The following is a 19,583-nucleotide window of genomic DNA, read 5'->3' on the forward strand; positions in this document are numbered from 1 at the left end:
AAACGTCCTTGGCCTGTACGGGAGGGTAGCCGCCCCTCCCGTGTCTCGATCAGAAGCGGGCGGTGGCGCCGACGAACATGTAGCGGCCCAGCGAGTCGTACATCCCCGAGAAGAAGGCCCCGTTCGAGGTCTGGCCGCCCGTGCTGGCGGTCAGCGGCGGGTCCTTGTCGAAGGCGTTGTTGACGCCGACCCGGACCGTGACCTTTTCGGCCACGTCCATGGAGGCGGCGAAGTCGATGTAGCTGACGCTGGGCATCTTGAGGTCGTAGGGCTGGTAGGTCCCGGCGAGATAGATGGACGAGCTCGACTTGTCGTTCTTCGTCCCGCCGATATAGCGCCAGGTGGTCGCCAGGTTGACGCCGCCGCGCGAGGTCCAGTCGGCGACCAGGCGGTGGCGCCATTGCGGGATCGGCTGACCGCAGGTGACGCCGAAGCGGCCGTCGCAGCGGTAGGGCGCCAGGCCCGGCAGGATCTGGACCTCGTATTTGTTGGTCCTGGTGCCCGCGAAATTCAGGCCCAGCCGGCCCATGTCCTTGCCGAACAGTTCGGGCAGGCCATGCGTATAGCTGGCCGAGAAATCCAGGCCCTTGGTCTTCAGGTAGCCGGCGTTGACGCTGGTCGTGACGACATAGCCGCTGGTCACCAGCGAGCCGGTCGCGGGGTTGCGCTTGATCAGGTCGCAGGCGATGCCGGCGTTGATGCATTGGTTCAGCTCGATGCTGGCCGGCACCGTGGTGATCAGCTTCTTCACATCGATATCGAAATAGTCGACCGACAGGCTCAGGCCCTGCACGAAGCGCGGCATCAGCTGAATGCCGAACGACTTGGTGTTCGAGGTTTCGGGATCCAGATCCGGATTGCCGCCGACCATGGCGCCCGACTGCTGGCCCGCCGCCGGGGCGATCGAGCCGTACTGCGTGGCCGTCACGCCCGACAGGGCGCACTGGGCGGCGGTGGCCTTGGGCGTCGCGCCTTCGCAAGGATCGGTGATCGCCGCTGTCACGATGCGTTGCGGGCCGAACAGTTCGACCAGGTTGGGGGCCCGCACGGCGCGCTGGAAGCTGCCGCGCAAGCGGATGTCGCTGATCGGCGACCACTCGCCGCCGGCCTTGTAGGCCCAGGTGTCGCCCGCGGTGCTGTAGTCGGAGTAGCGCACGCCGCCTTCGACCGACAGGCTCTTGAAGAACGGCTTGTTCTCGACCAGCGGCACGCGGACTTCGCCGTAGACTTCCTTGACGTTGAACGAGCCGTTGATCGGGTATTCGCCGCCTGAATTGCCGGCCACGTCGCGGCTGCTGTAGGCGCTGTCGGGTTGGAAGCTGATCTTCTCGTCGCGATATTCCGCGCCGATGGCCACGCCGATCGGATAGTTGGCCAGCGGGCTGGTGATGGGCAGGCTGCCGGTCAGCGCGCCGCTGAGGATCTTCTCCTCGGTGTAGCCCTTCCGGTAGACGACGTTCTGCACGTAGTTCAGCGCCGCCGGGGAGATCGCCCCGATCTGGAACAGGTTGATCGGCACGCAGGAGGGGTCGGTCCCGTTGACCACGGACTCGCAGACCACCTGGCCGCTGCCGTTGGTCACCGCGCGCAGGGCCTTGGCGAACTTGGCCAGCGAATAGTCGCCGGTCAGGCGCGAGGTGTAATCGGTGCGGCCGTACTGGGCGTAGACGTCATAGCGCCAGTTCGAGGTCAGGTCGCCGCGGACGCCGGCCACGCCGCGGTACGAGGTGTGGTTGGTGTAGTCGTGACGCGAGCCGCCCAGGGCGTTGCGCTGCGAGACGATGACGTTGGCGCTCTGGGCGTCGGTCAGGCCGACCGACGTGCAGATCAGGTTCTTTTCCTGGGCCGACATCAGCGGGTTGTTGCAGTTGATCTTCTCGGCGACCGTGAACACGGCGGTGGGCGACAGCTTGATGTCGGCCTCGTCGCGCATGAACATGAACTCGCCGTAGACGTCGGCCTTGCTCGACAGCTCGTAGTGGCCGAACAGGTCGAGGTTGTAGCGCTTGTCCGGCGATTGCAGGTCGTAGGTGTTGCCGTTGTTGAAGCCGTCCGAGGTGCGATAGGGGCGCAGGGTGTTGCCGGTCGTGCTGTCCAGGGCGTAGCTGCCGCGCGTCGCGCCGGTGGTTGGGTTGGTCAGCTGGAACTGGACCGGATAGGTTGCGCTGGACAGCGAGCAGGCGTAGCCGGTCGCGGTGGCCGACAGGTTGCAGGTCGAGAAGTCGCGATCCTTGGTGCCGACGCCGGCGATTTCCTTGTAGCTGGCGAAGGCGGTGATGTTGCCGCGACCGTCGGCGAAGTTCTTGCCGGCGGTGATCGAGTAGCTCTGCTGGCCGCCGTCGAGTTCGCGGCCGACCGCCGGGGTCTGACCCGCCGCGATGGCCGCCGAGACGATCGAGCTGTGGTTGTTGTGCATGTACAGGCCGCCCTGCACATCCAGTTGCACGCCCTCGAAGTCGCGCTTGAGCATGAAGTTGACGACCCCGGCCAGGGCGTCCGAACCGTAGACGGCCGAGGCGCCGCCGGTCACCACGTCGATCTGCTGGATCAGGGCGGCGGGGATGTTGTTGATGTCGGCCGCCTGGGCCGCCGAGCGGGCGGGGTCGCCCTGCATCAGGCGCTTGCCGTCGATCAGGACCAGGGTGCGCTGGTTGCCCAGGTTGCGCAGGTTGATGGTGGCGGTGCCGCTGGCGCCCACCGTGCCGCCGCGATTGCCGCTACCCTGGTCGGCGAAGGCCTGGGGCAGGGTGTTGATCAGGTCCTCGACGCGCACGACGCCGCGCTGGGCGATCTGCTTGCTGGTGACGGTGCTGATCGGGCTGACGCTGGTGGCGTCCGGGCTCTTGATGCGCGATCCGGTGACCACGACCGCCTCGACCTCGGCGCCGTCCTCGGCCTGGGCCTGGGCGGCGGTTCCGCACGACAGCGCGACAAGTACGGCGATGGAGGCGATCCCCAGCAGCGACGCCTTGGTGTGAAGAGCGCGAGCGGTCGCGGCGCGTTCGGGCCGATAGCCGATGGCAGACATGAAGAACCCCCGTATTGGTTGGCGCGCCCGCCGACAGCCTCCCCAGGCGTTTCTTCTTGTGGTTGCCTACCCCAGCAAGTGGATTTGCTCAAAGTCCGCGCTTGTTTCGCACGTTCTGTGGCAATTCTGCTGCTTATTTCAACTATTCCATCGGTGCGCGATTGTTACGAGGTTATGACGCCCCCTTAGAATTGGAAACTCTTTGTAGTTATCTGCTTATAGGGTCTGCTTATAACCATGTGCGGGCCCGCCTCCATGCCCCGAAGGCCGCCATGCCAGAGATCCTGACCGCGCCCGCGCCTCGCCCAGCGGCTCGAACCCAGGCCATATCGTTGCGCCAGTTGCGCTTCTTCAGCGCCTTGGCCGACACCGGCAACTTCAGCCGGGCGGCAGAGCGGATGATCGTGTCGCAGCCCGCTCTGAGCGCCGGCATCCGCCAGATCGAGGAGCATCTGGGCGTGCGGCTGTTCGATCGCAGCACGCACCATGTCTCCCTGACCGAGGCGGGGGCCGCCTTCCTGCCCCACGCCCTGCGCCTGCTCAAGACCGCCGACAACGCCTTCGTCGACATGAGCGACGTGGCCGCGCGCGGCAAGGCCGTGATCCGGATCGGCGCGATCCCGTCCGTGGTGCCCGCCGCGGCCGCGGTGGTGGCGCGGTTGAGCGGCCGCTGCGACGATGTGAGTTTCCACCTCAGCGACGGCAAGAACGACACCTTGTTTGGAAGCCTGCGCACCGGCGCGCTCGACATTGTTGTCGGGGTGCTTGGACGTGCCGAGGATGGGCTCGAGGCTACCCTCATCGCCGAGGATGAAATGTTGCTGGTGGCGCCCAAGGACCACCCGCTGTCGGCCTCGACCACGCTTCCCTGGAGCGCGTTGGAGGGCAGCGAGATCGTTCACTTCGTCGGCGGCAGCATCGGGGAGCTCAGCGCGGCGGCGATGCGCCAGAACAATCTGACCCTCTCGACGCGCTACAAGGTCGATCAGGTCAGTTCATTGCTGGGCCTGGCCGGCAGCGGCCTGGCGGTCGGCGTCCTGCCTAGGCTCTACACCCGCGGCCTCGACATGGATCGGGTGCGGCTGGTGCCCCTCGTGCAGCCGCAGATCAAGCGCAAGCTCATGCTGTTCCATCGCACCAAGCTGCATGAGGAGCACCCTCGCGCGGCGGCGCTGTGCGCTCTGCTGGTCCCGGCCCTGCGCGATCAGCTCGCTAATTGACGCCTCAATCAGGCTCTTGGCGAATATCCGAGGCCGCGCGAACGTCCGCTTTCCGGCTGGAGGTCGACGTCCGCTGGTGGCGCAGCCGCCACGCTGCTGAATCTAGGGCGGGGCAGGCTTTAGATCACTCGCAGCCAGCCTCCCGATAGAGATTCTAGATAGGTGCGGCAACCCGGCTGGGCCTAACCGGTGCGGCTGTTCCTTGCGGTGGAGCGTCTTCAGGGACGGTCTCAAGCGCGCCGTGATCACCGTCAGGCGAGGGCGAGCAGGCGGGCGGGATTTCGTACGATGATCTGGTCGATCTGATCGGCGGTGAATCCCCGGCGCGCCATCAGGGGCAGGACGTTGGCGAAGATGTGCTGATAGCCGTGGCCGCCATAGTGCGACAGGCGCGTGCGCGTGCAGATATCGTGGCTGATCAGCAGGCGCTCGAGGTGGCCGTGGTCGACCAGGGCGCGGATGAGCTTTAGACGCGCGCCGTCGTTCGGCATGTCGATATCGGGATTGGGCCAGTAGTTCGTCGTCTCCCACCCGAACAGGTCGAGTTCGATCACGCAGCCGGTGTCAGCCAGACGGAGGAGGTCGTCGATCTCGAAAAGCGTGCGGTCGATATGGCTGATGATCAGCCGGTCGATCGGGGCCCCGGCGGCGCGGATGAAGGCCGCCACTTCGAACGGCTGCTCAACGTGGCGACCGGGGTGGACGTTGAGGGCGGCGCCGGTCTCCTGCTGGGCGACGAGCGCGCCCTGCATCACTCGCTTCTCCTGGTCGGTCCAAGGCGACTGGCAGCCGATCTCGCCGATGATGCCGGCCTTCACCGTCGTGCCCCAGGCGCCGACGGTGAGGTGCTCGATCATCTCGGCCGCGAAATCGTCGGCGCTTCGATCGGCGTTGGCCGGATCCTGGTATTGGTTCACGTAGTGCCCGCATCCCATGACGATGGCGACGCCGCTCGCTTCCGAGAGCGCTACGAGCCCCTCGGGATTGGGCTGCAGCCCACCAACGGTCAACTCGACGAGACTGGCGCCGCCCGCGGCGCGCATCTCGAGCAACTCGTCCGTCAGGATCGGCAGGTCATGCAGGCGGTAGAGAGCGGGGTTGGTCTTCTGTCCCCAGTTGAGCTTGAAGCAGTCGCACATGCGGATCGGCTCTTCGGCGTCGCCGGCCGTGGCGATGCGAACTTCGGGCGCATTCAGGTCGATCAGCAGATGCTCGTGCATCAGCGTCGGTCCGAGGGCCTCGGGGCGGATCAGGCCCGTGACGGTCTGGACCAGGCCGGCGCGGTCTCTTGTCTGGGTCATCGCGGGGCTCATCTTCACTAGGGACCATGGCGCGTGAGCGGTGCGCCTTCCTACCGACACCGCGCTCCGACGGGCTGTTTGAACAGGGCGGATGATCGATTTCGATTATCCGGTGCACAATTATTATATCAGAGAACTGGTCTATATGCCCATGTTTCTCACATTTTAGGCAAATGTCGCGACTCATAATTTTCCACCGAACAATTTATTGTCCGTCGGACAAGGGGTGTGAAACCTGACAGCCGAGGCCTGGGCGGAACGCCGTAGCAGCGCCTGGAGCCGAGGGGATTTCCACGTGAACCACCATGAAGCGCACCGGCAGTTGGCCGCCGGCCGTAAGATCACTCTGTTGGGCGGTTGCGCCCTGTCCTTGGCGATGATCGCCGCCAGCGCACAGGCGCAGGCCCCCGTGGAATCCGGGGCCAACCAACTCGACGAGCTTGTCGTCACCGGGTCGCGCGTCACACGGAGCGGCTTCGACACGCCGACGCCGGTGACGGTGGTCGGCGCGGCCGCCCTGCAGGCGCGAGGCTCAATCAACGTCGCCGACACGCTCAATGAAATGCCGGCGTTCCGGCCCTCGGCGACGCCATCCGCCGCGACGGAGTTCACGGGCACGGGCGCCAACCTCGCCGACCTTCGCGGGCTCGGACCGAACCGCACGCTCGTGTTGCTGGACGGACGGCGGGTCGTCTCGTCCAACCTGACCGGCAACGTCGACATGAACCTCTTCCCGACCATGCTGGTCGAGCGCGCGGAAGTCGTCACTGGCGGCGCGTCGGCCGCCTACGGTTCGGACGCCGTCGCCGGCGTGGTCAACCTGATCCTACGGCGGGTGAACGGCTTCGAGGCCAACGTGCAGTTCGGCGAGAGCAAGTTCGAAGACAATCAGCAGCTGCTCGGGGCCTTCGCCGCCGGCAGCGGGTTCGCCGGGGGGCGCGGCCACATCACCATCGCCGGCGAGTATGCCGACAATCAGGGGGTCAGCGCCCAGGCTCGCCGGCCCTGGTACAGGGACGCGGCCCTGATCACCAATCCCCTCTACACTCCGACCAACGGCCAGCCGCAGCGGCTGATCACGGAGAACGCGCGGCTGTCCAGCGCCTCCTTCAACGGCCTGATCAATTCGGGCCCCCTGCGCGGCATCGAGTTCCTGCCGAACGGCGGTTACCGCAACATCACCTACGGAACCTCGGTCGGATCGAGCTACATGATCGGCGGCGACACCGTGAACCCCAGCGCCACCAAGCCGCTGTCCTATCCGCTCGAGCGCCTTTCGCTGTTCGCGCGGCCGGAGTTTGACCTCACCGACGCCATCAAGGTATCGGCGGACCTGTCCTACGCGGAGGCCAAGACCGGCAGTCCGTCGTTTGGCTTCCCCTATGGCGCCATCGCGATCTCGGCCGACAACGCCTACCTTCCGACGGGGGTGCGCGACCTGATGGCCCAGAACGGCGTGACGTCCTTCACCATGGGCAAATACGCCCGGGACATCGGCGTCTTCGACACCCGCGTCGACAACCAGACCTATCGCGCCCTGGCGGCGTTGGACTGGGACCTTGGCGGTTCGTGGAAGGCGTCGGGCTACGCCCAGTATGGCAAGACGACCAGCGTCTCGGTCAACTACGACCATCCCTTGGCCGGCAATCTCCTCCTCGCCACCGACGCGGTGCGTGGGCCGACGGGTCAGATCGTCTGCCGCAGCACCTTGACCAATCCCGGAAACGGCTGCGTGCCGGTCAATCTGTTCGGGGATGGCTCGCCGAGCGCGGCCGCCAAGGAATACGTCACCGGCGACCCGCGGTCGAAGACCACCATCGAACAGTATGTCTTCGCGGCCACCGTCCAGGGCGACCTGTTCTCGACCTGGGCGGGCGTCGTGCCGGCCGCGTTCGGCGTCGAGCACCGCAGCGAGAAGGCGGATCGCGTGGTCGATCCGCGGCAGCAGGCCAATCTGTTCTCGGTCGGCAATGTCGCCGCCCTTTCCGGCGAGTACGACGTCACCGATGTCTTCGCCGAGGTCGACGTACCGCTCGCCAAGGATATGGCGTTCGCCCAGGCGCTCAGCGTCAACGGGGCGATCCGCTACACCAACTACAGCACCAGCGGGTCGGTCACGACCTGGAAGCTCGGCGCCTCTTGGGAGCCGCTTTCGGACCTGCGGTTCCGGGGCACCCTGTCGCGCGACATCCGCGCCCCGAACATCAATGAGCTATTCTCGCCGGAAACCACCGCCTTTTTCACCGCGATCGACCCGTTCCGCAACAACGCGCAAGCCTTCACCCAGCGGATCACCTCGGGTAACCTCAATCTTCAACCCGAGAAATCCGACACCCTGACGGTGGGCGTCGTCGTCACCCCCAGCATCCTCCCCGGTCTGCGGGCCTCGGCCGACTTCTACGACATCCAGATCGAGGGGGCCGTAGGCACGCTGAACCACCAGCAGACGATCGATCGCTGCCATGCTGGCCAGACTTTCCTCTGCGGACTGCTGGTTCGGGACGCGGCGGGGGCCCTGGTGTCGGTGCGCTCGCAGCAACTCAACCTGTCCGAGGTTCGCGCGCGCGGTGTCGATCTCGAACTGAGTTATCGGATGCCGGTCGCGACCTATGGCGACCTGTCGTTCACCTTGCTGTCGAGCTACCTGGATGAACTGAGCAGCGACGACGGCGTGACCAAGCTGGACCTGGCCGGCGTCGTCGGCACCGAGTTCGCCTCCAGCCCGCACTGGCGCACCACCGGCTCGGTCACCTTCCGCGGCGGCGACTTCACCGGCTTCCTCCAGGGGCGCTATGTCGGCGGCGGAACCTACAACAACACCTATGCCGCCAACGGCGTGAACGACAACTCGGTGGAGGGGCAGTTCCTGCTCAATATGTCGGCGGCCTACGACCTTGAGCTTTCGGGCCATCGGGTCAGCGTCTACGGCGTCGTCAACAACGTGTTGAACCAAGATCCCCCGCTCGACCCGGGCCTGTTCGTCTACGCGACCTCCACCAACCCGATGCTCTACGACGTGTTCGGGCGCAGCTACACCCTCGGACTTCGCTACAAGTTCTAGAGCCACCGCCTCGCGCCGCCGCCGGCCTCGGCCGGCGGCGGCGGTCGCAGACCTCCCACGCCAAAACCGTGACAGCCCGCCCTCATGCCTTCGGGCTTGTGGTTGGGCTCGCGGGTTACCGGGTGAGCAGTTGCCGCAGTCCCTCGATCACAGTGTAGACATAGGCTTCGAAGCTCGCTTCGAGCGGCACGGTGACGCCGTTCTCCCAGCGCAGGACGAAGTGGCGGTTGGCGAGCGCCGCCTTGTGACGGGCGAGTGTCGGATAGGCCGCCTCGTCCAGCCCGTCGATCACACCCCGCATATGTTCGACCCAGGCCTCGCTGTTCTCGGCCGGCGGCGATGCGTGCTCCATGGTCACGAAACCAACCGTGGTCGTAATGACGATGTCATAGGCCGCCAGCAGGGTCTCACCTTCGAACCCCGCGCGGTCGAGAACCGCGAGAATCCGCTCGATCAAGCCGAGGTCGGCGCCCGCGTTGGACAGCAGTTGCGAGTTCATGAGCGGCGCGATGTGCGGATGCCGACGGACGACGACCCGATAGCAATAGAAGAGTTCGCGCAGCCAGGCTTTCCAGTCGGCAGGATCGGTCCGCGGATCAATGTCGCGCACGCAGTGATTGACGACCGCCGCCAGGATCGCGTTGCGCGTCGGCAGATACCAGTAGATCGCCGCCGGAAACACGCCGAGCCGTTCCGCCAGGGCGCGGACGCTGAAGCGTTCGATCCCAACCTCGTCGATCATGGCGGTGGCGGCTTCGAGCACGGCCTCGCGACTCAGCCGACGATCGCTGCTGTCACTGGGTCTGCCCCGAAATGTTGGCGCCGCGGTCACCTCTTCAACCCCCTCATTTCCCTCAAACCGGCCGTGGTCGCCTCGGCCCCCAGCCGGCTTCGACAGTATTATAATTGTGCGGTGAACAGGAGTTCAACATGCTGACCGCGGGTCCCGTCCCTTCCAGGATCGCAGAGCCGGCCAATGCCCTCGACGCTGACGTCGCCGAGGCCGCCGCCGCCTACGCGGCGCGCAACCCCCGCAGCGGCGAGATCGCCCGCCGGGCCGCCCATTCGCTGCCGGGCGGCAACACTCGGACCTCGCTGTGGCACGATCCGTTCCCGCTGTGCATGATCCGCGGCGAAGGCAGCCGGCTGACCGACGCGGACGATCATCGCTACATCGACTTTCTCGGCGAGTTCACCGCCGGGATTTACGGGCACTCTCCCGCGGTGATCCGCGAGGCCGTGATCGCCGCGCTCGATGACGGCATCAACCTGTCGTCGCACAATCGTTGGGAGGGGGAGCTGGCCGAGCTGATCCGCCAGCGCTTCCCGTCCATGGCGCTCGTGCGGTTCACCAATTCGGGCAACGAGGCGAACCTCATGGCCCTGGCCGCCGCGCGGGCCTGGACCGGCCGTGATAAGGTGCTGGTCTTCCAGGGGGGCTATCACGGGGGTGTCCTGGCCTTTCCGCCTGGCGGGTCAAGGGCCAATGCGCCGTATGACTTTGTCGTCGCCCGCTATAACGACCTCGACGGCGTTCGCACCCTGATCGCCGAACATGCCGCCAGCCTGGCCGCCATCCTCGTCGAACCGATGCAGGGGGCGGGAGGCTGCGTGCCTGGGGATCCGGCGTTCCTGGCCATGCTGCGGGAGGCGGCCTCACAGGTCGGCGCCTTACTGATCTTCGACGAGATCCAGACGTCGCGCCTGGCGCTGGGCGGTCGACAATCCTTGCTCGGCCTACGGCCGGACCTCACCACCATTGGAAAGTTCTTCGGCGGCGGCATGGCCTTCGGCTGCTTCGGCGGGCGGCAAGACGTCATGGGGCAGTTCGATCCGCGGCGCCCCGACGCCCTGGCTCACGCCGGCACCTTCAACAACAACACCCTGACCATGGCGGCCGGCTCGGCGGCGCTGCGGCATCTGCTGACCGCCGAGGCCTTGGACGCGCTCAACGCCGCGGGCGATCAGGTTCGCACTGACCTTCTGGCGCTGTTTGAAGCCGAAGGCGCGCCGTTCACGGCGTCGGGGCTCGGATCGCTGATGAACATTCACCCGACCGGCCCGGCGGACGCCATCGCCCCACTGCGTCGGCTGCTGTTCTTCGACCTCGCCGAGCAGGGGATCTACATCGCGCCACGCGGGCTGATCGCCTTGTCGCTGTGCATCACCCCCGAGGACATCGCCACCTTTATGGAGGCGATGCGACGCTTCCTGACCCGTCGCCGTCCCCTGTTCGCCTAGCGCTTTCGGAAACGAGAACCCGCCATGTCCATCGCGCCCACCGCTCGTTCCGAAACGCCCCCCGTCTACGGGACGGCCGCGGCCTGGACTTTCGTCGTCGTGCTGACCGCCTGCTACACGCTGTCGGTCATCGATCGCTATGTGTTCGCCTATGTGGTGGTCGACATCCAACGCGACCTCGGTCTCAGCGATTTCAGCCTTGGGTTGCTGCAGGGCTTCGCTTTCTCGATCTTTTACGCCGTGACCGGCGTGCCGCTCGGGCTGGCGGTCGACCGGCTGAACCGCAAGCGCCTCGTCGCCGGCGCTGTCGCCCTGTGGAGCGCGATGACCGTCCTGTGTGGCGCGGCGCGCGGCTTCGCCAGCCTGGCCGGCGCGCGCATGGGCGTCGGCGTCGGGGAGGCGGTGCTGAGCCCGGCGGTCTACTCGACCCTGCCGGATCTGTTCGATCGACGGCGCCTGCCCCTGGCCATGGCGGTCTATTCGCTTGGAGCCGTCTGGGCGTCAGCCTGCGCGGCGGCGCTGTCGGGCTGGATACTGACCTTGTCGGGCGACGCCCGGACGCTGGTGCTGCCGCTGCTCGGCGAACAGGCGGCCTGGCGGGTGGTGTTCTTCGCCGCCGGCGCGCCGGGCTTCCTGTTCGCGGGTCTGGTGCTGATGTTGAAGGAGCCGCCGCGTCGTAAGGAGGGCGCCGCGGGCGAGGCGGGCCAGGCCGCGCAGGACCGGTTGGCGCCGTTCCTGTCCCGGCACTGGCGGACGCACGGGGTCTTCTGCCTGGCCATGACCCTGACGACGCTGATGTCCTATGCGCTCAACGCCTGGACGCCGTCGGTCTTCACCCGCACCTATGGATGGACCCCGGCGCAGATCGGCGCGGTCATGGGTGTGGTCACCGCGACGGGCGGTGTCATCGGCTGCCTGCTCGGCGGCGGCCTGACCGCCTGGGTGGTCCGTACCGGGCGCATCGCCGCCGTGCTTTGGATCGCTCTGGGCGCGGTCGTGTTCATGCTCCTCTTCGGGGCGCTGGCGCCGTTCACGACCAACGCAGGCCAGTTCACGGTTCTGCTGGCGGGCGCCTTCGTCGCCTCGCCGCTGATGTTCATGGTCGGGCCGACCCTGCTGCAGATGATCACCCCGCCGCAGCTTCGAGGCCGGATGTCGGCGGTGTTTCTGCTCGCCAACATCGGGGTCGGGGCAGGGGCCGGGCCGGCGTTGGTCGGGGCGTTCAGCACCTACGTGTTCAAGGCCGACACTCAGCTCAATGCGGCGCTCGGGACGACCATCGCCGTCGCCGCCCTGATTGCCGCCGTGCTGCTTCTGTCGCTGCTGCGGCCGATGCGGCGGTTCGTCGAGGATCACGACGCCGGCGGTCAGGGCGCTTAGCGGTGATGTGGCCGGCACGCCTTTCGTTTTCCGTCGCGCCGCTCCGCTGCGCGCCTTGTACGCCGAGGACCAGATCATGATGCTCACACGTCGAGCCGCAGCGCTCTCCCTGGCCTCCGTCGCCCTCGGCGCCGTGGCGGCTGCGCCGGGCGAAGCCGCCACGGCGCCGCGCCTCGATTCTCGGAGGCTCCTCGACTGGAAGGGCGCGGAACAGGTTCACGGCTTCTCCCACATCAGCGACCTGTTTGCGGTGCGGCCGGTCCGGGCGGGCGGACGCGTACACCCGTTGCGGGTCGGGGGGCGGCTTCCGGCGCGCTTTCGCGTCGATGGGATCGACTACGACCTCGACGACTACATGATGCGAAGCGACGGCGTCGGCCTGCTCATCCTGAAGGGTGACGACATCCGGCTTGAGCAGTATCGCCTCGGCTTCGGGCCCGACGACCTGTGGGCGACGTTCTCCGTCGAGAAGTCCTTTGTCGCAACCCTGCTCGGGGCGGCGATCAAGCAGGGCGCCGTCGTCTCGGTGCAGGACGATGTCGCCAAGTACCTGCCGATCTTACGGGGCACGGCGCTCGATGGTGTGACTATCGAGCAGGTCCTCCATATGTCGTCGGGCCTGGCCTGGGACGAGACGGCGCGTGACAGCCGCGATCGGCCGTTCTTCGTCGATGTGTGGGCTAACCAGCGCCGCGGCGCTCTGCTGCCCTACATCGCCAGCCATCCACGGGCGTGGCCGCCCGGCTCCAGGTGGGACTATAATTCAGGCAATGCCCAGATCATCGTCGAGCTGATCGTCGCGGCCACGGGCAAGCCGCTCAGCGACTATCTGTCCGAAACGGTGTGGCGCCCGTTTGGTATGGAGCGGGACGCCAACTGGATGCTCGACGGCAAGGATGGGATGGAGGCCGGCAGCATCAGCGCCTGCCTGCGCGACTACGGTCGGTTCTGCCGCTTCATCCTGGCCAACGGCGTCGCGGACGGCGTCGCCAGATTGCCAGGTTCCTGGATCGCGCAGGCCACCCGCGCCACGGCGCCGGGCATGCGCTACGGCTATATGTGGTGGCCGGCGGCGCAAGGATTCAACGCCACCGGCGCGTTCGGACAGCTGTTTCACATCCGCCCCGACAAGGATCTGGCCGTGGTGGTCCTCGGCGCGAGGTCTGGACGGCCGGATGCGCCGTCCGACGGCGAGACGGCGCGCTTGATGGACGCGATCGCCGCGGTGGTCTGATCGGCGCGGCAGCCTGCGGACAGACGCCCGCCCACGGGCGGCTTTGGCGTGGGGTCGAACCGATCGCCGGATTGGGTGAAGGGCCTACTCGCGCGTCTATGCGGTGCGGCGGAGGGCTGCACCGTGAGGTTTCAGCCGCTGGGCAGGCATCGATCCAGGATATCTTCCGCCAACTACAGAATGTGGCTCTCGCGCTTGGTCTCGGGCATTCGCAGATAGACGATCAGCGAACAGGCGATCATTCCCGTGACATACCAGTAGAACCCGCGCTCCATCCCCTGTCCCTTGAACCACAGGGCGACATATTCCGCCGTGCCGCCGAAAATGGTGTTCGCCAGGGCATAGGGCAGGGCCACGCCCAGGGCGCGGATGTGGGCCGGAAAGAGCTCGGCCTTCACCACGGCGTTGATCGCCGTGTAGCCGGTGACGATGACCAGCGCGCCCAGCACCAGCAGGAAGGCCGCGAAGGAACTGGAGACCGACTCCAGCGTGCGGAAGATGATCCAGGTGAAGGCCACGCCGGCGACGCCGAAGCCGATCATCAGCGGCTTGCGGCCGATGCGATCGGACAGCGCGCCAGCCACGGGCTGCAGCAGCATGTAGATCAGCAGCGCCGCGGCCGTGATCTCGGTGGCCGCCTCGCGACTGAAGCCGGAGGTGTTGACCAGGAACTTCTGCATGTAGGTCGAGTAGGCGTAGAAGGCCAGCGTGCCGCCGGCGGTCAGGGCGATGACGGTGAACGCCGCCTTGGGATGGTCCCGAAACAGGACCCAACCGCTGGATTTCGGGCTCGGCGTCGCCTGGGCGTCGGTAAAGCTCTGGGTTTCGCTCAAGCCGCGCCGAATGAAATAGACCACCACGGCCAGCAGGCCGCCGATCGCGAACGGGATTCGCCAGCCCCAGCTTTCCAGGTCGCGCACCGGCATGACGGCCTGCAGGGCCAGCAGCACGCACAGCGCGATCAGCTGGCCGGAGATCAGGGTCACGTACTGGAAGCTGGAGAAGAAGCCCCGGCTCCCTCGGCCCGCCATCTCGGACAGATAGGTGGCCGAGGCGCCGTATTCGCCGCCCACCGACAGGCCCTGCATCAGCCGGGCGACCACCAGCAGGGCCGGCGCCAGGACGCCGATGCGGTCATAGCCGGGCGTCACCGCGATCATCAGCGACCCCAGGCACATCAGGGTCACGGAAAACGTCAGCCCTGCCTTGCGCCCCTTGCGGTCAGCGTAAATTCCCATCACCCACGCCCCGATCGGACGCATCACGAAGCCCACCGCGAACACCGCGGCGGCGCTCAGAAGCTGGGCGGTCGAGTCGTCGGAAGGGAAGAACACCGGCGCGAAGTAGAGGGTGAACGCCGAATAGGCATACCAGTCGTACCACTCGACCAAATTGCCCGCTGATCCGCCAATGATCGACTTCAGGCGCTGGCGTCGTTCCGATGATTGTTCCAAAGCGCGGCTTCCCCGTGACGATCTTCTGCATTCCGGCCGATCGGGGATCAGTGCTCATGGCGAACATTCCGCCCCCTCGCTCGTCTAAAACGGTCGAGACGTCGAACTCCGCTATCCTGCCATGACCTCCAGTTTTTCTTGTGCTCCCAACGCCTCGCCAGCGGAGGTATCAAGTCTATCGATTTTGTAGGAATTGAATGAGGGGGCGCGGACAGGTCGCGCGCTCGAGATGGGGGCGACATCATGGACGACCTGGCCGCGCGCCTGAACTGGTTCAAGGCGGTGATCCTGCCGCATGAGGCCGGGCTGCGATCGCGCCTGCGCCGGGTCTGCCCGTCGGGCTTCGACATCGACAACCTTGTCGCCGAGAGCCTCGCGCGCGCCTACACGGCCAACGATATCGACCGCATCACGGCGGGGCGCGGCTATCTGTTCAGGATTGCCCGCAACCTGCTGATCGACGCCGCCCGCAAGGACACCATCGTCTCGCTCGACTTCGTCGCCGACCTCGACACGCTACGATCCGACGACTCGCTGGAGGCCTCGCTCACCGCGCGCGACGAGCTTCGTCGGCTGCAGGCGATCGTCGAGACCCTGCCGCCGCAGTGCCGGCGGGTGTTTTTGCTACGCAGGGTTCAAGAACTTTCTTTCCAGGACATAGCGGCTCGGATGACGCTATCCGTTTCGACAGTTGAGAAGCATCTTGCTAGGGCTGTGATGCTCGTGGCCAAGGCTATGTCCGAGCGCGAGGAAGACAGTTTTGACCGAACCACACGCAGGTCTGGACGGCCGGCAGGCGATCGACGACCAGGCCGCGGCGTTCGTCGCTAGGCTGCAGGGTGAGATCGACGACACCGAGCGCCAGGCTATCTTCACCTGGGTCGGCGCCCACCCGCTGCATGCGGTCGCCTTCGCGCGTATGGAGGCGGCTTGGGAGGCCGGCGCCCGTCTGCACGCCTGCCCGCCTCCGATAGAAGCCCCGGGAGCCAAGCGCGACGCGGTTGTTTCACCCTTGGTCTCGCGTCGCGTCCTGATCGGCGGCTCCGTCGCGGCCACCGTGGTGGCGGGCGCCGCGACGGCGATGTGGCGCTATGCGCGCGACGTCGAGCTCTACCGCACCCGGCTTGGAGAACGCCGCGTCGTCACCTTGTCGGATGGGTCGCGCATCCACCTCAACACCGCGTCCACGGTCGAGGTGGCTATGGAAAGACGGCGTCGACGCGTTCATCTGGTTCGGGGCGAGGCCCTGTTCGAGGTCGCCCATGACCCCGCGCGCCCGTTCCTGGTCGACGCCGGCTCGGCGCGCCTGAGGGCGGTCGGCACCGCCTTCAACGTCCGGATCCGCGAGAGCCTGGTCGAGTTGACGGTCACCGAAGGCGTCGTCGCCGTGGGGCAGAATGGCCGTCTCGTACGCGACACCGCCGCGCCCCATATCGTCGCCGGCGACGGCGCGGTCATCCGCTCGGGCGCGGTGGCGCCTACGGTCCTCAACCCGGAACTGCTGCGCCAACGGACGGCTTGGCAGGACGGCGTGATCGAGCTGGACGGCGAGACGCTTCCCCAGGCGGTCGAGGAGTTCAACCGCTATCGGACCCGCCCGATCATCATCGGCGATCCGCGCCTGGCCAATCTTCGGGTCGGCGGCCGCTTCGAGGTCGACGAGGCCGACAAGTTCCTGACCGCACTGGAGGGCAGCTTCGCCGTCGACGCCATCACCGCCGCCGACGGCAGCATCCTGCTGGTCGTGCGCGCCTAGAATTTTATTCTCGACACGGATGGCGGTTCTCGCCGGTCCCGCCCGTTTGAGCTCAGTGACACGGTTCAACTGCGCTTGGGGGCGTCTGGGACATGGCTGGCGGATCTGAATTCAACATCTGGTATCGCGGCGCGCTCGTGGCGACGCTCGCGGCGGCCGCATGGCCTGCCGCAGCGGCCGACAAGTCCACGCAGTTCAGCATCGCCGCCCAGCCGATGCAGGGCGCGCTGAACGCCCTTTCCAAGCAATCGGGCGTGCGGCTGCTCTATCCCTATGATCAGGTCGCGGGACTTCGGTCGCCCGCCGTCAACGGGCGGATGCCCACTCGCCAGGCCCTGGAGATGATCATCGAGCGCTCGCCGCTGCGCGTGGCGATCATGAAGGACGGCCTGATCGCCCTGACCGCGGAGCCGGTTCCCGCCCTGATCAAGACCAGCGCGCCGGGTGGATTCGTGGCCCAGGAGGTTTCGGCGACGGCCGTGGTTCAGGCAGCGCCTCCCGAGGAAGCCGCCGAGGTCACCGAGGTGGTGGTGACCGGCGTCCGCGGCGTGGCCCGCACGGTCATCAAGAGCCCGACGCCGATCGACGTGCTGAGTTCGGCCGAACTGGAGCGCACGGGCCGGGCTGGAGCCTTCCAGGCTCTGCAGACCCTCGTGCCGTCGTTCAACCTGCCGGCTCGCGCTGGTGGCGGCACGGCGACGGTGATCGCTACAGGCGGCCTGCGTGGGCTCAATCCCGACCAGACCCTGGTGCTGGTCAACGGCAAGCGCCGCCACAAGACCTCGCTGATCAACTCCGTCTCGTCGCTGTACAACGGCTCGGTCCCCGCCGACCTCGACCTGATCCCGACCTCGTCGATCGGCCGCATCGAGGTCCTGCGCGACGGCGCCGCCGCTCAGTACGGCTCGGACGCCATCGCCGGGGTGATCAACATCATCCTGAAGGAGACGCCCGGCGGCTCGTTGACCGTCACGCGGGGCCAGAACTTCGATCGCGACGACGGTGATTTCCTGCTGGTCCAGGGCAATTACGGAGCCAAGATCGGCGATCGCGGCTTCCTGAACCTGTCGTTCGTCACCAAGGACCAGGCCCTGTCCAATCGGGCCGAGCCGATCGCCTCCAGCATCCGGCTCTATCCGGTGGTCGGCGGCGTGGTGGATCCGCGCGAGGCCACGGTCAACCGGCTGGTCACCCGCAACTCCGGCGTCCTGCCGCAGAACGGCGTCAACCTGGGCTACAACGGCCGCTACGATGTCGGCGCCGGCGTGGAGCTCTATTCGTTCGGCACCTATAGCCACCGGGTTTCGGACCTACCCTTCACCTTCCGGGCCCCGACCAACGTCAACGCCCTGCCGCAGGTCTATCCGGACGGCTTCCGGCCCAACCTGGTCATCAAGGAAGACGACTTCGAGTTGGCCTTCGGCGCGCGCGGCGACCTCAAGGGCTGGTCGTGGGACGTCTCGTCGACCTACGGCAAGAACCTCGCCAAGGAGCACGTCTCCCAGACCATCAACGCCAGTCTCGGCCCGGCCAGCCCTACCCACTTCTATGTCGGCAAGCTGGTGTCGTCCGAATGGGTCAACTCGCTGGATGTGACCCGGGGCTTCACCGCCGCCGGCGGCGACCTGCAGCTCTCGTTCGGCGCTCAGCACCGTCGCGAGACCTATCAGGTCGGCGAGGGCGAGCCGCTCAGCTACGCGGCCGGAACCTATGTCATTCCGGCCGGCCAGCCCTTGGCCGGATCACGGCCCGCGACCGGCGCCCAGGCCGCGCCGGGCTTCCAGCCTACCGACGCCAGCAAGTCATCGCGCAACAACTACGCGGCCTATGGCGAGGTCGGCTACAGCCTCGACAAGCTCTTCCTGGGCGCGGCGGTCCGCTACGAGGACTATGACGACGCCTCGGGCGACACCGTGGTAGGCAAGGTCAACGGCCGCTACGAGCTGACCTCCTGGCTGGCCGTTCGCGGCGCCGCCAGCACCGGCTTCCGCGCGCCGGGCCTGGCCCAGGAAAACTACGCCGCCAGCTCCAGCCAGTTCCGCCAGGTCAACGGCGTGCTCGACCTGCTGCAGATCAAGACCCTGCCGGTCGGATCGCGCGAGGCCGTCGCCCTGGGCGCCGAGCCGCTGAACCCCGAGAAGTCGAAGAACTACAGCCTGGGCGTGACCCTGGAGCCGTTGCCGCGCCTCAGCGTCACCCTGGACGCCTACCAGATCGAGGTGGACGGGCGGATCGCCATCACCAGCACCCTGACGGGACCGGCCGTGGCCGCCATCCTGGTCGCCAACGGCCTGCCCGGTTCGCTCAGCGCCCAGTACTACACCAACGCCATCGACACCCGCACGCGTGGCGTCGACCTGGTCACGGCCTATCGCCAGGAGCTTGGCGACTATGGGACGCTACGCCTGACGCTCGGCTACAATCGCAACAAGACCAAGATCACCGACATCATCCCCAACCCGCCCGAACTGGCGGCGCTGGGGGCGAACTACGTGCTGTTCGACCGCCTGAGCCAGGGCTTCCTGACCACGGCCTTCCCCAAGGACAAGGTCAGCCTGGGCGCCAACTGGTCCTGGAACAGGCTGAACGTGAACCTGCGCCAGACACGCTTTGGCAGCTACCGGATCCAGCAGAACATCCCGGCCAACGACCGCAAGTACGGGGCCAAGTGGATCACCGATCTGGAGGTCGGCTACAAGGTCCTGCCCACCGTCACCGTCGCGGTCGGGGCCAACAACCTGCTGAACATCTATCCCTCGCGGAGCGGGCCTTCGACCGCCGCCAACGCCTCGTACAACATCAACACCGGCACGGGTCAGTATCCCGGCACCTCGCCGTTCGGCTTCACGGGCGGGTCGTACTATGCCCGTCTCCAGTGGGATTTCTGATCGGCGGTTGGCACGGGGTC

12 protein-coding genes are annotated in these 19,583 nt (G+C 66.8%); 8 read left to right on the top strand and 4 right to left on the bottom strand.

What is annotated here, in order from left to right:
* Positions 1 to 49: 49 nt before the first annotated feature.
* Positions 50 to 3,028 (bottom strand): TonB-dependent receptor domain-containing protein, encoded by a 2,979-nt coding sequence (locus AC07NX_RS06135; protein WP_494640073.1) that lies wholly within the window; start codon positions 3,026 to 3,028, stop codon positions 50 to 52.
* A gap of 272 nt (positions 3,029 to 3,300) precedes the next feature.
* On the opposite strand from AC07NX_RS06135, the gene AC07NX_RS06140 reads away from it, so the two are divergent.
* Positions 3,301 to 4,248, top strand: coding sequence for a LysR family transcriptional regulator (locus AC07NX_RS06140; RefSeq protein ID WP_494640074.1), 948 nt, complete (start codon positions 3,301 to 3,303; stop codon positions 4,246 to 4,248).
* Between the two features lie 251 nt (positions 4,249 to 4,499).
* Here the strand turns inward: AC07NX_RS06140 and AC07NX_RS06145 are convergent, their stop codons facing one another.
* Complete coding sequence (locus AC07NX_RS06145) at positions 4,500 to 5,561, bottom strand: phosphotriesterase family protein (RefSeq protein WP_494640076.1); 1,062 nt, start codon at positions 5,559 to 5,561, stop codon at positions 4,500 to 4,502.
* Positions 5,562 to 5,844: 283 nt separating this feature from the next.
* On the opposite strand from AC07NX_RS06145, the gene AC07NX_RS06150 reads away from it, so the two are divergent.
* Positions 5,845 to 8,610 carry a TonB-dependent receptor plug domain-containing protein gene (locus AC07NX_RS06150; RefSeq protein ID WP_494640077.1) on the top strand — a complete coding sequence of 922 codons (2,766 nt, stop codon included), beginning with the start codon at positions 5,845 to 5,847 and terminating at the stop codon, positions 8,608 to 8,610.
* Between the two features lie 115 nt (positions 8,611 to 8,725).
* On the opposite strand, the gene AC07NX_RS06155 is transcribed toward AC07NX_RS06150, so the two are convergent.
* Positions 8,726 to 9,373: a TetR/AcrR family transcriptional regulator gene (locus AC07NX_RS06155; protein ID WP_494640078.1), complete on the bottom strand. Its 648-nt coding sequence runs from the start codon at positions 9,371 to 9,373 to the stop codon at positions 8,726 to 8,728.
* Positions 9,374 to 9,540: 167 nt separating this feature from the next.
* On the opposite strand from AC07NX_RS06155, the gene AC07NX_RS06160 reads away from it, so the two are divergent.
* From AC07NX_RS06160 to AC07NX_RS06170, 3 genes are read left to right on the top strand one after another with little or no spacing between them, the layout of a single operon-like run.
* The gene (locus tag AC07NX_RS06160) at positions 9,541 to 10,851 is read left to right on the top strand and encodes an aspartate aminotransferase family protein (RefSeq protein ID WP_494640079.1); all 1,311 of its coding nucleotides are present in this window, start codon (positions 9,541 to 9,543) and stop codon (positions 10,849 to 10,851) included.
* A gap of 24 nt (positions 10,852 to 10,875) precedes the next feature.
* A complete protein-coding gene (locus tag AC07NX_RS06165) occupies positions 10,876 to 12,231 on the top strand; it encodes an MFS transporter (RefSeq protein ID WP_494640080.1) in 1,356 nt (451 codons plus the stop codon).
* Between the two features lie 7 nt (positions 12,232 to 12,238).
* Entirely contained in the window at positions 12,239 to 13,465 is a 1,227-nt protein-coding gene (locus tag AC07NX_RS06170) for a serine hydrolase domain-containing protein (protein WP_494640081.1), read from the top strand.
* Positions 13,466 to 13,638: 173 nt separating this feature from the next.
* Here the strand turns inward: AC07NX_RS06170 and AC07NX_RS06175 are convergent, their stop codons facing one another.
* Positions 13,639 to 14,919: an MFS transporter gene (locus AC07NX_RS06175; RefSeq protein WP_494640082.1), complete on the bottom strand. Its 1,281-nt coding sequence runs from the start codon at positions 14,917 to 14,919 to the stop codon at positions 13,639 to 13,641.
* Positions 14,920 to 15,162: 243 nt separating this feature from the next.
* Here AC07NX_RS06175 and AC07NX_RS06180 point away from each other — a divergent pair, with 243 nt between their 5' ends.
* The 3 genes from AC07NX_RS06180 (at position 15,163) to AC07NX_RS06190 (ending at position 19,563) form a co-directional block, all read left to right on the top strand.
* A complete protein-coding gene (locus AC07NX_RS06180) occupies positions 15,163 to 15,750 on the top strand; it encodes an RNA polymerase sigma factor (protein WP_494640083.1) in 588 nt (195 codons plus the stop codon).
* A complete protein-coding gene (locus AC07NX_RS06185; protein WP_494640084.1) occupies positions 15,680 to 16,675 on the top strand; it encodes a FecR family protein in 996 nt (331 codons plus the stop codon). The genes AC07NX_RS06180 and AC07NX_RS06185 overlap by 71 nt, the downstream gene beginning before the upstream one ends.
* Before the next feature lie 92 nt (positions 16,676 to 16,767).
* Positions 16,768 to 19,563, top strand: coding sequence for a TonB-dependent receptor domain-containing protein (locus AC07NX_RS06190; RefSeq protein WP_494640085.1), 2,796 nt, complete (start codon positions 16,768 to 16,770; stop codon positions 19,561 to 19,563).
* Positions 19,564 to 19,583: the final 20 nt, after the last annotated feature.

The organism is Caulobacter sp. GW821-FHT09A05 (assembly GCF_059418465.1).

Bases quoted from the DNA above. Each gene is read 5' to 3' on its own strand.
- AC07NX_RS06135 (WP_494640073.1), bottom strand. From the start codon at position 3,028: ATGTCTGCCATCGGCTATCGGCCCGAACGCGCCGCGACCGCTCGCGCT.
- AC07NX_RS06140 (WP_494640074.1), top strand. From the start codon at position 3,301: ATGCCAGAGATCCTGACCGCGCCCGCGCCTCGCCCAGCGGCTCGAACC.
- AC07NX_RS06145 (WP_494640076.1), bottom strand. From the start codon at position 5,561: ATGAGCCCCGCGATGACCCAGACAAGAGACCGCGCCGGCCTGGTCCAG.
- AC07NX_RS06160 (WP_494640079.1), top strand. From the start codon at position 9,541: ATGCTGACCGCGGGTCCCGTCCCTTCCAGGATCGCAGAGCCGGCCAAT.
- AC07NX_RS06165 (WP_494640080.1), top strand. From the start codon at position 10,876: ATGTCCATCGCGCCCACCGCTCGTTCCGAAACGCCCCCCGTCTACGGG.
- AC07NX_RS06180 (WP_494640083.1), top strand. From the start codon at position 15,163: ATGGACGACCTGGCCGCGCGCCTGAACTGGTTCAAGGCGGTGATCCTG.
- AC07NX_RS06190 (WP_494640085.1), top strand. From the start codon at position 16,768: ATGGCTGGCGGATCTGAATTCAACATCTGGTATCGCGGCGCGCTCGTG.